The organism is Rhizobium sp. 01T444, from assembly GCF_056398305.1.
In genome coordinates this window covers 98,962-115,180 of the sequence record NZ_JBFTPD010000021.1, presented here as the reverse complement: position 1 = coordinate 115,180, position 16,219 = coordinate 98,962, and the positions used below count along the sequence as shown (strand labels likewise).

The following is a 16,219-nucleotide window of genomic DNA, read 5'->3' as shown; positions in this document are numbered from 1 at the left end:
CTTCAACATAGGGCTCCTGCTTGACCGCCAGCGTCGAGGCGCGGGCCACACGGGCAAAGCCGGGGATGAAGGCGACCGTTATGACGGCGATAATATTCCAGAAGCCGCCACCGAGCACGGCGGCGATGATGATTGCGAGCAACAATTCCGGAAAGGCGAGCAACAGGTCGATGACGCGCGAGATGAGGCGGTCGGTGATGCCGCCGAAATAGCCGGCGGTGACGCCGAGCAGGGTGCCGAAAATCGCAGCCAGAACCGGCGATATGAAGCCGAAAATCAGCGAGTTGCGCGAGCCATAGATCATCCGCGACAGCACATCGCGGCCAAACTGATCGGTGCCGAGCCAATGGCCGGCTGACGGGTTCTGGTTGATCGTCAGAATGCTCTGTGCGAGCGGATCATAGGGTGCAAGCCATGGCGCAAAGGCGGCGACGAAGATGAAGACCGCGACCACCAGCAGCGCAAAACTGGTGGATATTCGCCCATAGAGGATGTGGCGGAACGCATCCGCCAGCCGGTGATCGTCAGCAATGACCTGGGGTGCCTGTTCGGTTGCGGCCATCACTTCACCCGGATTCTTGGATCGACGACGATGTAGACGAGATCCATCGCCAGATTGATCAGCACCACGAACATCGCAAAGACCACGACGCCCCCTTGAATGACACCATAGTCACGCTCGGAGATGGCGCTGATCAGCAGCTTGCCGATGCCGGGGCGGTTGAAGACGAGTTCGATCGCCACGGAACCTGACAGCGTCGCCAGCATGCTGAGGCCGAGCCCGGTCGTCAGCGGCAGAAGTGCATTGCGCAACCCGTGGCGATAAATGACGCGCGTTTCGCGCGCGCCCTTGGCGCGAGCGGTGCGCACATAATCGCGGCCCATCACCTCCAGCAGCGAGGTGCGGGTGAGGCGTCCGATGAAGGCCGCCTTGACCAGTGCCAATGTAAGCGCGGGTAGGAAGACATGGTGCATGCGGTCAATGAAACCGGTGCCGCCACCATTGATCGGGAACCAGCCGAGATTGAGCGCGAAGGTAATGAGCAGCAGCGCGCCGAGGTAAAAATCGGGAATGGCATAGCCGAACAGCGAAAAGCCGCGCATGGCCGAATCCGGCAGGCCGTTGCGATGCGTGGCTGCCCAGACACCAAAGGGTACACCGACGACAACGCCCATGATCATCGCAACGATCGTCAGCTCGATCGTGTAGGGAAGATTATAGACGATCAGTCCGAGGACCGGCTGGTCGGTCATGGCGGAACGGCCGAAATCAAGGCTGAGCGTGCCGATGACGAAGTTGATATATTGCTGCCATAGAGGAGCGTTCAGCCCCATCCGCTCGCGAAAGAGCTGGAGCTGTTCGGCCGTGGCATTGTCGCCCAGCGCCGCAATTGCTGGATCGCCCGGCAGAATGCGCATGGCAATGAAGACAAGTGTCAAAACCAGCAGGATGGTCGGAATAGCGTCCGCCAACCTGAGCAAGAGATACCGGGTCACAGATCCGTCTCCTCCCTGTCACCGCCAGAGCGGTCTCCTCCTTCGGCGCGGCCGGCGTTCCCGTCGGCGGACGCCCATGATGGTATGCACGGTTCAGTCCTGCAGCGCCGTGTAGTAAGGCTCGTTGGACAGGTTGTCCTCAAGACCTGGTGACAGCACGTTTCGCCCGCCCCTCCTCGAGCTGACGAAAAACTGCAGGTGAAACTTGGAGTCGGTGTAGTCGCCGGGAATGGTCGCGGCGAAGCCATCGCCATTCCGTGTCATCTTCGCCGAATTCCAGCGCTCGGCCTGATTGACATGACGATAGTGCAGCACCGGTTCCTCGTCCACCGTCTCATCGACATGCACCGTAAGCGCCTCGCCAGCTTTGAATGTTGCAGGTGCTGCGATACCCGCAGTGCTGGAGATCACCGGCTGGCGGGCCTTGAGCGCCTTGACGGCTGCAAGCATCTGCTCGTCCGGCTGCACCGATTCAAACTTGCCGGCGCCGCGCAGCGACTCCAGATCGAGAACTTCGGCCGCCATCTCCGGCAGGCGCGATTGCCACGAGCCGCGCAGCCAGGATTGCGGGCCGTAGGTCAAGTCGTCGTGATAGATATCGCGGGAGACATCGGCCGCCGCCTGCCAAGCCATGACGGAGCGCTTCGCGTGATCAATAACGGGCTCGATCAGCGTCGTGACCTTGGTGGCGATGAAAAGCTCCGCCCAGCATGCAGCCCGGAAGCGCTCCGCGAAGAAGCGGGCAATGCCGGCCGAGATCTGTATGTCGATCATGATGCGCTGGACGGCGGCGGAGCCGAAGCTTCCGGTCGCCTTCGCCCTTGTCAGAGCCGCCTCACAGCCTTCCGCCATCTCCTCCAGCCAGTCGGCCACATCAAGTGGTGTGTAGCGATGCGAGGGCTTGCCGGCGAGAAGCAGTTCGGCATATTCGCGCGCATTGGCAAAGAGCGATGAATCGAAGGTTGGTGCATTTCCGAAACGGACCGGCCCTTCCATGTCGAAGCCATAGGCGCGACGGCCTGAGCCTTCGACGAGTGCAAGGTTGGTGTAGACTTCCGGCCAGTAGTGATTGTTGGACGCTGAAGGGCCGTGTGCCAGGGTGATCAGGGGCAGCACGCGGCTTGCCCAGGAGAGCCCCTTCTCGCAGTCGGCGGCGGCATCGCCGCATTCATGTTCGAGATAGCGCATCCAGCTTTCGCGCGGTGCTTCCGGATAAAAGAGCAGTCGCCCCCAGACGCGGTATTGATACTCATATTTCTGCCAGTCGTAGCGCGTCGGCAGGCCGTGCTTCTGGTAGTTGAAGCGACCACCGGGAATGCCGGTACCCATACGGCCCTTGAAGCTCTGCGGCTCGCACCATTCAACGCCGTCGGAGCCGGCAAACATGGAGCTGCGGCCATAACCGGCGGCAAATTCCGGATCGCCCCAGAGCAGCACCCGCTGCGTCCCCGCCCAGATGCGGTAGATGACCTTGTAGTCCTTGTCCTTGGTCAGGAGGTCACCGTAGCTGTAGCGCAAGAACTTGCGGGAACCTTCGCTGAGCTGCTCGCGCTCGCTGCGCGCCACCTCTGGCGGGTACTCCTTGTTGCGGATAGCGGACTGGTGATAGGGCGGCCCCATATGTTCGGCGAGATATTTCGGCGAGGCGGCAAAGGGCATGCCGGACTCGCGGGCGATCTGCAACATGGTGTGATCGAGACCCTTGCCATGCATGTCGATCTCGACAGGACGGCCGGCGGCAGCAACACCCGCGAAAGCCTCTTTCCAGAACCCGTACTCGCCTTCCGCAATGCCGCCCTCGACATGGACGCGGAATGTCAGGCCGGTTATCTCGGGGACTTGCCGCAGCAATTCGGTGATCGCATCGCGACAGTAAGGTGCGAGATTATCATCAGTGACACCCGTGATCGTGTAGTTGGCACGTGGCACGTCGTCGAAATCGTAGCGCTGCGTCCAGAGCGCCAGCTGGAATTCCAGCCCGCGCTTGGCGGCCTCACGACCAATGAATTTCAGCATGTCCAGATTGGTTTCGCGCTCCTCGTCGGAGAGCTCGGTCACTTCGACGTCATAACCTGGCAGCTTCAGCAGGAACGGATAAGAGAAATAGAAATAGACGTCGGTGATCCACGGATTGTGGTAGGGATAGTTGTAGCCCATGCCAAGCGTCAGGGCGAAACGGTTGAACCGGTTCGATGCCAGCATGGTCAGATAATCGCGCCATTGCTGCTTGTCGTGGAACCAGACCTTGTCTTCTTCCTCGCTGCAGAAAAGCCGCGCCATGCTGCGGATGCGAGCTGACGGTTTTTCGGCAAGAGGAAACTTGCCTGCAAACAGATCTTCGCCATCGCTATAGCGCACGCGATCGGCGAGCTCGGTCAAAGCATAGACCATACCCCTTTCGTCATGCGCCCACACGGTAATCGTGTTGCCGTCGCGGATGAGAGCAAACGCCTCCTCGCTCCGCGCCATCGCCGCCGGCGCCTGTGGCGATCCAACCTCGGCCACCACGATCGAGATACCCTGCCCCGACGCCTTATCGGAGGACTTCGCACCCCGCCGCTTCAGGCGGCTGCGCAATTCGTCGATAGCCCATGCGACACTGCCCGAAAGCGGTGTGGATGGCAGGCTGAAGGATACGGTGTCGGCTTGCGCCATGTCTGACCTCGCAGGAATAAGACCAATATCAGCGCGCAGGGCGCAACGCTCTCCGCTCAACGCTGGGAACGATCATGATGTCGGAACGTGTTCGCGACTGGAGCATCGGACCGAAAATATGAAGCGGTTTTCGAACAATCCGATGCTTTAACAAAGACCTGGAGCGGCGGACGCGATTCGGTTTTTGTCCGCCGTTCTAAGGAAGTTAGGCCTTGATCTTGGCCTTGGTCAGCGGCCAATTCACATAGCCGGAAACCACATCGTAGCCGAGATCGACCTTTTCAGAACGGACGATCATGAAACCGTTGTTGGAAACGGGCAGAATGACCGCATCCTTGAGGGCCTTGATCTCGATTTCCTTGACGATCTCCAAGCGCTTGTTGAGATCCGGCTCGGCAAGCGCCTTGCCCAGGAGGTCGTCGATGCCTGGAACGGCAGCGCCATAATGGCTCATATTCGCCCCGCCATTGCCATCCGAGCGAACTTCAGCGCCCTTCGACAGATAGGTGACGATCACCTGCGTCGGCACCGGCGGCAGCGCAGACGACTGCTGCGACAGCGTGTTGGTGCCAATGTTCTGGTCGGCATGGAAGGCTGTATGATCCTTGATGTTCAGGTCCATATTGATGCCAACCTTGCGCAGCTGCGCCTGGATCATCAGCATGATGGCCGAAAAATCCTCGCGCTGCGACGTATCGTTCTTGAAGCTGAAGCCATCAGGGAACCCGGCTTCGGCAAGCAGCGACTTGGCTTTTTCAGGATCATACTTGTAGGCAACATCGGCCGGGATGTTTTCCGCCGTGAAGCCACCGGGATAGGAGGGTGGATTGAGCCCGTAAGTGCGTTTGCTGATCGGCGCGATCGCTGTGGTGATCTCGTCGCGGTCGATCGCATAGAAGAGCGCCTGACGCACACGCACATCGTCGAACGGCTTCTTCGTCACGTTGACCTGCATGGTGAAGAAGCTGCCGGGGCTGACGACGTCGAAGATCAGGTTCGGATCGCGTTGCGACATGGAAGCCGCCCAGCCGGGGGCACGAACGCCCTCAATCAGATGCACGTCGCCTGACAGCAGCGCCAGCGTACGCGCCGTCGTATCGGCGATATAGAGGCATTGCAGCTTGGGTGTCGCCGGCTGGACGTCCCAGTGTTCTGTATTGGCAACCAGCATGACGCCCTGCGACGGATCCGGATAGACAGTTTCCAGCACATAGGGGCCGGTTCCGATCGGATCGCGGCCGATCGGCTCCTCGCCCTTCTCCTCGACTGCCTTCTTGCTCATGACGGAGGCGTCGTAGTCGCTGAGAACGCCGAGCAGGAAGAGCGGATCCGGCTGCGCCAGCTTGAAGGTGACCGTGTAGGGATCGTCGGCCACGACCTCGCTGATATTGGTGAATTTCGGACGCACGCCACCGACGCGGACGGCATCGCGAATGCGGTCGAAGGTGAACTTGACGTCCGCGGACGTCATCTCGCCATAGCCCTTGTGGAACTTGACACCCTGACGGAGCTTCAGCGTCCAGGACTTCGAATCCGGCGTCGAGCTCCAGCTCGTTGCAAGGCGCGGTACGAGCTCGTCTATCGTTGCCGGGAACTTCCAGAGCGGCAGGTCGACGAGCTTGTCATAGACGTGGATAATCGCCCAATTGTCGACACCCTGGATCGACTTCGCAGGGTCGATGGTCCTGAGGCCGCGGGCAGCAAAAGCAATTTTCAATGTATCGGTGGCTTGCGCAAACGCGGCCGGCCCGAAGCTTGCCACAATACCGGCGCCGACAACGGCAGCCGCAGAATTTTCCATGAATTTACGTCGAGTAATCGCCATGCTCAGATCCTCCCTTATCGAGGCGCTGCATCCCGGTTGACGCTTAATTCCCGGTGTTTTTGTTATGAAGCGTCTTCTGGGTCGACGAGCAACGCAAAGGGGACGGTAGCGCTACCAGATACAGGCGTCAAGTTTGTTCGACGGCGGATTTATGGGCGTTTTGGAAAAGCTCTTATTCAAATTGCGACATATGCCGCAAGCGAAAGATCGGCGGTCTTGGCGTCAGTCGCCCGCCAGCCGGCGCCGCAGTTCCCCGCTGCGGTCGGTGCTGACACGTTTCTTGATTTTGAAGCCCAAGTCGACAATCCGGTCTCCGCTGTCGTCTCCGCTCAAGCGGCGACGGAGCGCCATAACGGCATTGTAACCGGATTCCCAGCGGGGGCTGCGCACACTGGTGATCGAAGGATAGGCCGCTTCCATAATGTCGAAATCGTTGAAGCCGGCGATGCCGAAATCCTCGGGCACGCGGATGCCGCGCTCCATGCATTCGAACAGCGCACCAAGCGCCATGACGTCATTGTTACAGAAGACAGCGTCCATATCCGGATTGGCGTCCAGAAGATCGGCCATCAGCTTGCGGCCCGTCGAGGGCGTTGCAAAGCGCGGCGTTTCCCAGCCCACACCTTCGGGAATATTGTCGCTCCTGTCGATCGGCGAAATATAGCTCGGATTATAGATGCCGGCTTCCGTCAGCGTGTCCTTCAGACCGGAATAACGGCCGAAGGAACGGCCATTCAGCCAGCCGCTCAGAAAACCGATATGCCGGTAGCCGGCCTCGATCAGGTGACGGGTTATCGCCCGGCCGGCCTCATAATGCGAAAAGCCGATGATCGTATCGATCGGTTTGTCCGTCAGGTCCATGATCTGGATGACTGGGCAACGAGCATCTTCCAGCATTTCGCGCGCGCGATCGCTCTGTTCCGTACCAGAGACGATCATGCCCGCCGGCTTCTGGCGCAGCATCTGTGCGATCAGTCGCTCCTCCTCTTCCGGCTGGTAGCGGGTATTGCCCATCTGGATCTGCAGCTCGGTGCCTTCGACACCGTCATAGACGCCGCGCAGAACGTCGGAGAAAATATTCTGGGTCAGCGAAGGAACGAGGACACCGATGACATCGGCCCTGACGGAGGCGAGTGCCCGGGCGCTGAGATTGGGAACGTAGTTCAGTTCCCTCACCGCCTTGTCGATATTCGCGCGCAGGGTGGCGGAAACCTGGCTCGGATCACGCAGCGCCCGCGACACCGTAATCGCCCCGACCCCGGCGAGACGCGCAACATCGGCAATCGTGGGACGACCATCGGTCCGTCGGCTTCGCAATCTTTTCTCCCCTCGCGGCATTTCGGAACAGCGCTGCCCTCCCTTGGAAGGTTTCTCAGGCATTACGCAAAACGAATATTTCAATTCCAAAAAGCAAGATCGGAGTCAACGCGGGCGTAATAGCTCAGCGCATTGTGGCGACGTTTGAGCGGCATAGCCACGATAATACAACCGAACATCTTCCGCAGCGGCCATCGCACACTTTGCCGGAGTTTTCCACATCGTGGAATTTCCGGGAAAAGTCGGCGACTAGGCGACGCTTTCATTTAGTTTGGCGATGCAAACCAACTGAACGAGGGTGGAAATTGTCATGGGATCGGAGCCTTGGTACCGCACAGCGTTGCGATGGGGACAGACCAATCTGGTCGAGATCGACCCGGTGCGTTACGACGACACGTGGTGGCGGGAGCACTGGCGTAGGACCCGTGTCCAAGGCGTCATCATCAATGCCGGCGGGATCGTCAGCTACTATCCGACGAAGTTCCCGCTGCATCACAAGGCGGCAACCCTCGGCGACCGCGACCTCTATGGCGAGATCGTCAGGGCTGCGCGCGAAGAAGGATTGAAGGTCATCGCGCGCATGGATTCAAACCGTGTCGCAGAGGATTTCTACCGCGCTCATCCGGACTGGATCTGCCTCGATATCGACGGCAAACCCTACCGGCAGGCGGACAAATATGTGACCTGCATCAACTCGCCCTATTACGGCGAATATCTGCCTGACATCATGCGCGAGATCATCGAGCGTACTATGCCAGACGGTTTTGCCGACAACAGCTGGGCCGGCATCCCGCGCAAGAACATCTGCTATTGCCGGCACTGCACCGAGCAGTTCTTCGCATGGTCGGGCGTAGACCTGCCCCGCCGCCATGACTGGGCCGACGAGAACTATCGCCGCTGGATCCAGTGGAACTATAAACGCCGCACCGATCTCTGGGAATTCAACAACAAGGTCACGACTGAGGTCGGCGGCAAGGACTGCTGCTGGATGGGCATGATCAGCGGCGACATCCTGAACAACGGCAACCGCTTCATCGATCTCAAGGAAATCCTTGCCCGCAGCCCGATCGTCATGCTCGACCACCAGCGCCGCAACCTGATCGACGGTTTCGAAGACAATACCGAAACCGGCAAACGGCTGCATGAGGTGGGGGGCTGGGACAAGCTCATTCCTGAGAGCACGCCGCAATACCAGCTTGGCTCGCCGGCTTTCCGCCTCGCCAGCATGCCGCCCGCCGAAGTGCGTCTCTGGTCCTCCTCCGGCTTTGCCGGCGGCATCCAGCCCTGGTGGCACCATATCGGCTCACTGCATGAGGACCGCCGTCAGTACAAGACGGCTGAGCCGATCTTCAAATGGCATGAGGCGAACCAGGATATTCTGATCAACCGGCAGCCGCAGGCCGATGTCGGCGTCGTCTGGTCGCAGAACAACCACGACTATCACGGCCGCGACAAGGCAAACGACCGCACGATGAACCCCTATCGGGGCACAGTGCGGGCGCTCGACCGCGCCGGCATCACCTATCTGCCCGTCAATGCCGACGATATCGAGAAGGCGGCGGGACGCTTCAGCGTGCTCATCCTTCCGAACCTCGCCGCCATGTCGGACGAGCAGGTAGCCGCTATCGAGGCCTTCGCGGCCCACGGCGGTTCGGTGATCGCTTCGTCAGAAGCGAGCCTCTACAGCCAGCATGGCGACCGCCGGACGGACTTCGCTCTTGGCAAGCTCTTCGGTGTCCATCGCAGGAACGGAACGCATGGCGACTTCGAGGCCGTTAATCCCGACATCGAAACCAGCGCGCGCCACACCTATTTGCGCCTCTTGCCGGAGCTGCGCGCCGGTGTGCACGGCCCCTCCGACAAGACGGCACCGAAAGCTGACGGAAGCCGCCATCCGGTGCTGGCCGGTCTGGAGGGGACCGACACCCTACCCTTCGGCGGCTACCTGCCGGTCGTTAGCGTCGATGATGACGTCAAGGTGCTGGCGACCTTCATTCCGGATTTTCCGATTTATCCGCCGGAAACCTCCTGGATGCGGCAACCCTATTCGGATGTGCCCGCCATCACTGTCCGCGAGAACGGCAAGGGCAAATTCGTCTGGTTCGTCGCCGATCTCGACCGTTGTTATGCCCGTGACGACCAGTTCGAGCACGCACGCCTGATTACCAATGCCGCGCGCTGGATGCTTGGCGATCACTCGCTGCTCAGGCTGGAAGGCACGCATGGCCTCATCACCGCTGCGCTCTATCAGCAGGATAAACGGCAGATTGTTCACCTCAACAACCGCGTTCTGATCTCCCGCGTGCCGGGCCGCCAGAACGAACTCCTACCGATCGGTCCGGTGACGTTGCGTCTGCGCAAGCCGGCCGGCAAGACTGCTTCCGACGCGAGCCTCAGAGTTGCGGGAAAGACAGTGAAGATCATCGACGAGGGCAGCGAAATCGCCATCGATGTCGGCGCAATCCTCGACCACGAGGTGATCATCGTCGACTGGTCCTGATCGGATAAAAAACCGCCGGTTCGAAAGAGCCGGCGGTCCATTCGAGCAGGGTGTTTCGCGTCAGCTCGCAATGGCGTTGACAGGCGGCATCTCCCCGCTGAGAGCCGCCGTCAACTGCGCAGAAGTCTCAGCGAGCAGGCGCCCGAGCACCGGAATCCGCTGCGGCGTTATCCGCGATGCGATGCTCGACAGTGATATGGCGCAGATCGCCTCGCCGTGATGGTCATAGACAGCAGAGGCCACGCAACGCAGGCCGGAAACCAGCTCCTCATCATCGATAGCATAACCGTCTGTCCGGATTTTTTCGAGATCGGCGCGAAGCGCCGATTGTCTGGTGAGCGTATTGGCCGTAAAGCGCCGGCTTCCCTCGCGCAACAGGATCGTCTCCAGATCTTCCTGCGAATAGGTTGCCAGGATCGCCTTGCCCATGGCTGAGGCCGTCATTGGCACCCTGCTGCCGACCCGGGTGACGCTGCGGGTGATATCGCGGCTCTCAACTCGATCGACGCAGACCACCTCGCCGTCCTGAACGAAGCCGAGATTAGCAGTTTCGCGCGTCTGGTCGCGCAAGCGCCTGAGATAGGGGAGCGCGGTCGCAACAAGGTTGCTCTGACGGGTGAACACGGAACCGATGGCAAAGGCCTGCCGGCCGATATGCCACATGCGATCATTCGGATTGTACTGGATGAATTGCCACTGCTCCAGCGTCGTCAGAATGCGATGGACCGTCGATGGCGCCAGACCCGTACGGGTGGCGAGATCGACCAGACGGTTGCCGTCCTCGTCCATTCCCATCGCTTCGAGCAGCATCATGGCGCGGTCGATCGATTGAACGCTCCCGTGAAGACTTTTCTCCTCCACACGCTCTCCCATGCGTCTCCTCCATTGCAATTATTCAGCATCTCCCGGCGCCGTCGACGCTTATGGTAACGCTACCATATGTAAGCGTCAACACTGGAAAGATGAATGCATCGACCGAAAAATGATTGTTCACGAGATCGTGCGCCACGCCAGGCCAGGTCGGGCAACGCCACCGCAATCCTGCGGAGACGACCCGGATTCCTAGCCCCTTTTGCGAACACCTCGCTTGAGAAAGCCATGTTTAAATCATCATACATGCCTGAATTTATGCTTATGCTATAATGGCTTAAGCGCATGTCGTTTATTTATCGATAAAAACACTTGTTCGAGGCAAAATAGATGATAACGTTTCAACTAAATTGAATGCCGGATGGCAGCAGTCAACGTTTGGGAGGACTTGACGTGACCAACAGCAGTAAATTTATGCCTGAAATCCGCCGCCGCACGCTGCTCGCAGGAGCAGGCAGCACCGCCTTGCTGGCCATATCAGGTGCAGCACGGGCTCAGGATCCAGTCAGCGGCGAACTCGTCGTTCTGAACTGGCTCGGCGGCTCCGAACTCGACATGATGCATTCGATCCAGAAGGCCTTTCTGGCGAAATATCCAAATGTCACGATCCGCGAAGTCGCCATCACCGGCCAAGGTGACATGCGTGGCGGCATCCGCACCGCGTTGATGGGCGGCGAGGTCGTCGACGTGCTCTTCAACACATGGCCGGCCTTCCGCAAAGAACTCGCCGATGCCGGCATGCTCCGGCCGATTGACGACCCGTGGAAATCCTTCGGTTGGGACAAGCTCATCAGCCAGTCGTGGAAGGATCTCGGATCTATCGGCGACAAGACCTACGGTCTGACTTACACCTTCGGTGATCGCTCCGGCATCTGGTACAAGAAGGAGCATCTCGCCAAGGCCGGTATTGCCGAACCGCCGAAGACCTGGGACGAGTTTGTCGCCTCCTTCGCAAAGCTCACCAAGGCCGGCTACGCGGCCCCGGTCGCGATCCCCGGCAAATACTGGGCACACGCCGAATGGTTCGAAACTCTGTTGCTCAGAACCGCAGGCGTCGAGACGGCGACGAAGCTTGGCGCTCATGAAATTCCTTGGACCGATCCCGCTGTGAAGACGGCGCTGACAAAATACGCCGAGATGCTGACTGCCGGCTGCTGCGGCGCGGCGAACATCATGCTTGCCAATGACTGGGACGGTGAGGCCGACCAAGTCTTCCAGGCCAACGCCAAGAATTATCWGCTGATCGGCATGTGGATGAACAATCGTGCCAAGAACGACTACAAGCTGGTCGAAGGCAAGGATTACGGTCTCTTCCAGTTCCCGTCTCTCGGCATGGGCCATGACGATACATCGAGCGTCGACGCCAAGGAACTGCTGGTGACGACGAATGGCCCCAATCCGAAGGCTGCAGACGCCTTCCTCGATTTCTGGACGAGTGCCGAGGCCGCCAACATTCTCGCCAAGGCCGGTTATGCTTCGCCAAGCAGCAACGTCGATACTTCGCTCTATGGCGAAGTACAGAAAGTGGCGACGCAGGCCGTTGCGAGTTCGAAGCTGCAATTCGTGCTCGGTGACCTGCTGCCCGGCGATCTCGTCGACGAGTATCGCGTGCAGCTGCAGAAATTCCTGCAGGATCCGTCGGGCGCCAATATCGACACGGTTCTTGCGGCTATCGAAACCAAGGCCCAGGGTTCCTACTGATGGCTAGCACCTCCGCTTCCCCGGTGCGGGAAGCGGCGGGCGTGATGCAGGGTTCTCCGCTGGCGGCTGGCATTAAAAGCCGTCGGCGTCTGCTCAGGGACACGCCCGCCGCACTGATCCTGATTGCGCCGGTTCTCGTGTTGTTCGCGATTGCCGTGATCTACCCGCTGGTGGAGACGATCCGGCTGAGCTTCTGGGATATCCAGGGGCTGAGAAAGCCTGTTTTCATCGGCTTCGGAAACTACGCGCGGCTGTTTGCCGACGCGGCATTTCGCAACACGCTGCTGACGACCTTGATCTTCACCATCGGAACGACTGTCATCTCAGTGGCGATCGGCTGGATTCTGGCAATGCTGTGCGCTTTTGCGCCGCAGCAAACCCTGCCCTTCCGCGTGATGATCTTCGCGGCCTTCGGCATTTCGGAAGCGGTTTCCGGCTATATGTGGATCGGCATTTACAGGGCGGATGCCGGCGGCCTGCTCAATTCGCTGATCCAACTCCTGGGCTTTCCGGGCTTTGCGCATGCCTGGTTGGGGGATGCCAACACGGCCCTCTGGGCGCTGATCATCGCGGCCTCCTGGAGCGGCGTCGGCCTGCCCCTCATGCTGATCTTTGCGGCCATCCAGGCGATCCCGAAATCTGTGCTCGAAGCCGCCTATATGGATGGCGCCAAGCCGGTCTCGACCATGCGGCATATCATGATGCCGCTGTCGATGCCGGGCGTGCGCGTCGCCGTCTTCATCAACCTGCTCACGGCACTACGCGCCTTCGACATCATCTATATCCTGACCGGCGGCGGCCCCGTGCGCTCGACGGAAACCGTCGGCTACTTCATGTACCGGGAATCCATGACCCAGTTCAAACTGGGCTATGGGGCGGCCGCGACCGTCATCCTGCTGCTGGCGGTCCTTATCATTTCCATCCCGGCCATCATCCAGCGAACGGCAGGTGCGAAATGATCGGCAAGGCTCCTCGCTGGATTATCGTCGTCGTCGGAATCGTCGCCTTCATCTGGGTGATCCCGATCATGGGCATTGTCGTCACCTCTTTCCGCCCGCCCGAGGGTGTCTCGCTGGGTTGGTGGCGCTTCGATCATTTCGATCTCACGCTCGATGCCTGGCGCCGCGTCTGGGACAAATATCCGCTCGCAGACTCCATGTGGGTGACGATGAAGACGGCCGGCATCGCGACGGCGCTCACCATGCTGCTGACACCGGCTGCAGCCTATGCCTTCCACTTCCTGACATTCCCATTCCGCCGGGTGCTGCTGATCGTCATCATCAATGCATTCGTGCTGCCGCAGCAGGTCGTCATCATTCCGCTCTTCACGCTTTGGCGCGATATGGGGCTGATCGACAACATGCTGTCGGTGCTTATCCCCTATGTCGGGTTATCCTTCGCTTGGTCGATCTTCCTCGTCAAAAACTTCTTCGAGGATTTCCCGCGTGAGCTGGTGGAGGCCGCCAAGATCGACGGTTGCGGGCCGCTGGCGACCTTCCGCCATGTGGTGTTGCCGAATAGCCTTTCGCCGATCTTCGCCGTCGGCATCCTGCAGTTCCTCTGGACATGGAACGCCCTGCTGCTGCCCATGCTCTTCCTGCGCAGCGATGTGCCCCTTCCCGTGCTGCTTGCCCGCATTTCCGGCAGCTACGAGATCAACTGGGACCTGAGATCGGTGGCGGCCATCATCACCACCCTCGTTCCCCTGCTCGTCTTCCTCATTTTCCAACGTCAGTTCGCCGCCGGATCGCAGACACGCACCGGCGCAAAGGAATAGAACCATGCCCAAAACTACGAACAAGCCGCTGCGCTACCGCCAGATCCATCTCGATTTCCATACGTCGGAACATATTCCCGGCATCGGCGCCGATTTCGATCCGGATGCCTTCGTCTCGACGCTGAAGGCAGCACATGTCGATTCCATCACCATCTTCGCCAAGTGCCATCATGGCTGGTCCTATTACCCTACCAAGGTCGGCAAGCCGCATCCGCAGCTTGCCCGCCCGGATCTGCTCGGCGATATGGTGAAGGCGCTGTCTGCCGCCGATATCGAAAGCCCGATCTATATTTCCGTGCAGTGGGACGAGCTGACGGCGCGCGAACATCCCGAATGGCGGGCCATGAGCGCCTCGAACCGCTATCATCACGACCGGCCGGCAGACCCTTCCGCCGGCAAGCAACTGAGCCCGGCCTGGCACACGCTCTGCCTCAATCATGCGGGCCTGCGGCACTACATCCTCGAACAGGCGCGCGAAGTCGCCCAGAACTATCCGACACAGGGGCTTTTCTTCGATATCATCCTGACACCTGATTGCGTCTGCCCTGATTGTATCGAGCGCATGCAATGCGAGGGCCTTGACCCGGAAGATCCGGCCGACCGCCTGAAGAATGACGAGGCGGTCAACGAGCAGTTCCGTCGCGAGACCAGCGAGGCATTGTTCGCAGAGTTTCCGGGCCTGCGCGTTTTCTACAATTGCGGCCATATCCATAAGCAGGGGCCAGAACGCTTTTCGACCTATTCGCATCTCGAGCTCGAAAGCCTGCCGACTGGTGGCTGGGGCTATGACCACTTCCCGTCGAGCGCACGTTATGCCGCCACACTCGGCATGGACTTTCTCGCCCATACCGGCAAGTTCCACACATCCTGGGGCGAATTTGGCGGCTTCAAACATCCGGACGCACTGGAATATGAATGCGCCCAGATGATCGCGCTCGGCTCCAAATGCCTGGTCGGCGACCAGCTTCATCCGAACGGAGCTATCAACCCCGACACTTATGCGTCGATCGCACCGGCCTATCATCGCGTCGAGAAGCTCGAACCCTTCCTGGAAGGCGCAAAGCAGATCTCCGAGATCGCCATCCTCTCGGCCGAACATATGAACCCCAAGGGGGCACGCAACCATCCAAGCGATGATGGTGCGGCCCAGGTGCTGCAGGAGCTGAAACGCCCCTTCGATGTCCTCGATATATCCGGCCGCTTCGAACAATACCGCCTGCTGATCCTGCCGGACGAGATCCCCGTCGATGCGCCACTCGCCGCACGTCTGAAATCCTATTTGGCCGGCGGTGGCAAAATCATCGCTTCCTGGCATTCGGGGCTCGATGAGAGCGGTAAATTCGCGATCGACTTCGGCATTGAAAGAGGTGTAGCACCCGTCGCTTTCAAGCCGAGCTATGTAAGGGCCGGCAAGGACCTTGACGCCTCCATGCCGGAAACGGCTTTCGTTTTCTACGATGAGGCTGAAACCGTCCGCTCAGCCGGTGCGACTGTCCTGGCAGGTATTTTCCCATCTTACTTCAATCGCTCGTACAAACATTTCTGCTCGCACCAACATGCGCCCGATGACACAAATGCCGAGATGGTCGGCGCTGCCGTGACCGAGCATAAGGGGGCGGCCTATATAGCCTACCCGATCTTCCGGCTCTACCGGGCGATGGGTCAGCCGCTCTACAAATATGTCGTTCGCGGCCTTATCGACCGGCTCGTTCCCAATCCGGCGATGGTCACCGACCTGCCCTCCTCCGGGCGGGCGACTTTGACGCGTCAGATCGAGCACGATCGCCATATCCTGCATCTCCTCTACGGTCCGCCGCAGATCCGCGGCAAGGACGTGCGCGGCGATGACGGCTCGACGCGTGTGATGGAAATGATCGAGGACATTCCGGCGATCGGCCCTGTCAATGCCACAGTGCGTCTGCCGGCAAAACCGAAACGCGTCTTCGATGCGATGACCGGCGAGGATCTCGCGTGGAATGCCGGCGACGACGGCGCCATCAACATCACCGTGCCACGCCTGCACATCCACAGCGCAGTAGTATTCGAAGGCGCCTGATGCAGGTTGAGGTAAGGGAAC

General features: G+C 59.8%; 11 protein-coding genes. 5 read left to right on the top strand and 6 right to left on the bottom strand.

Translation table 11 applies throughout. The annotated features are described in order from the left end of the window. The 5 genes from AC1DTN_RS25250 to AC1DTN_RS25230 all read right to left on the bottom strand — a co-directional run. The coding region (locus AC1DTN_RS25250; RefSeq protein ID WP_477923071.1) for an ABC transporter permease at positions 1 to 562 on the bottom strand (562 nt) is incomplete at its 3' end. After that, complete coding sequence (locus AC1DTN_RS25245) at positions 562 to 1,497, bottom strand: ABC transporter permease (protein ID WP_113320409.1); 936 nt, start codon at positions 1,495 to 1,497, stop codon at positions 562 to 564. The genes AC1DTN_RS25250 and AC1DTN_RS25245, both read right to left, overlap by 1 nt. 93 nt (positions 1,498 to 1,590) lie before the next feature. After that, a complete protein-coding gene (locus tag AC1DTN_RS25240; RefSeq protein ID WP_442207373.1) occupies positions 1,591 to 4,152 on the bottom strand; it encodes a hypothetical protein in 2,562 nt (853 codons plus the stop codon). A 205-nt stretch (positions 4,153 to 4,357) separates the two neighbouring features. Then, positions 4,358 to 5,977: an ABC transporter substrate-binding protein gene (locus tag AC1DTN_RS25235; RefSeq protein ID WP_439018119.1), complete on the bottom strand. Its 1,620-nt coding sequence runs from the start codon at positions 5,975 to 5,977 to the stop codon at positions 4,358 to 4,360. A 222-nt stretch (positions 5,978 to 6,199) separates the two neighbouring features. Further along, a complete protein-coding gene (locus AC1DTN_RS25230; RefSeq protein ID WP_442207372.1) occupies positions 6,200 to 7,294 on the bottom strand; it encodes a LacI family DNA-binding transcriptional regulator in 1,095 nt (364 codons plus the stop codon). A gap of 310 nt (positions 7,295 to 7,604) precedes the next feature. Here AC1DTN_RS25230 and AC1DTN_RS25225 point away from each other — a divergent pair, with 310 nt between their 5' ends. After that, positions 7,605 to 9,794, top strand: coding sequence for an alpha-amylase family protein (locus tag AC1DTN_RS25225; protein ID WP_442207371.1), 2,190 nt, complete (start codon positions 7,605 to 7,607; stop codon positions 9,792 to 9,794). A gap of 60 nt (positions 9,795 to 9,854) precedes the next feature. Here AC1DTN_RS25225 and AC1DTN_RS25220 read toward each other — a convergent pair whose 3' ends face one another. Then, entirely contained in the window at positions 9,855 to 10,667 is an 813-nt protein-coding gene (locus tag AC1DTN_RS25220; protein WP_442207370.1) for an IclR family transcriptional regulator, read from the bottom strand. A gap of 390 nt (positions 10,668 to 11,057) precedes the next feature. Between AC1DTN_RS25220 and AC1DTN_RS25215 the strand changes: the two genes are divergently transcribed. From AC1DTN_RS25215 to AC1DTN_RS25200, 4 genes are read left to right on the top strand one after another with little or no spacing between them, the layout of a single operon-like run. Further along, on the top strand, positions 11,058 to 12,365 hold the full coding sequence (locus tag AC1DTN_RS25215; protein WP_477923067.1) for an ABC transporter substrate-binding protein: 1,308 nt from the start codon (positions 11,058 to 11,060) through the stop codon (positions 12,363 to 12,365). Then, a complete protein-coding gene (locus AC1DTN_RS25210) occupies positions 12,365 to 13,324 on the top strand; it encodes a carbohydrate ABC transporter permease (RefSeq protein WP_310382068.1) in 960 nt (319 codons plus the stop codon). Before AC1DTN_RS25215 ends, AC1DTN_RS25210 begins: the two co-directional genes overlap by 1 nt. Then, the gene (locus AC1DTN_RS25205; protein WP_439018124.1) at positions 13,321 to 14,142 is read left to right on the top strand and encodes a carbohydrate ABC transporter permease; all 822 of its coding nucleotides are present in this window, start codon (positions 13,321 to 13,323) and stop codon (positions 14,140 to 14,142) included. The genes AC1DTN_RS25210 and AC1DTN_RS25205 overlap by 4 nt, the downstream gene beginning before the upstream one ends. A gap of 4 nt (positions 14,143 to 14,146) precedes the next feature. Beyond that, positions 14,147 to 16,198, top strand: coding sequence for an alpha-amylase family protein (locus AC1DTN_RS25200; RefSeq protein ID WP_439018125.1), 2,052 nt, complete (start codon positions 14,147 to 14,149; stop codon positions 16,196 to 16,198). Positions 16,199 to 16,219 lie beyond the last annotated feature (21 nt).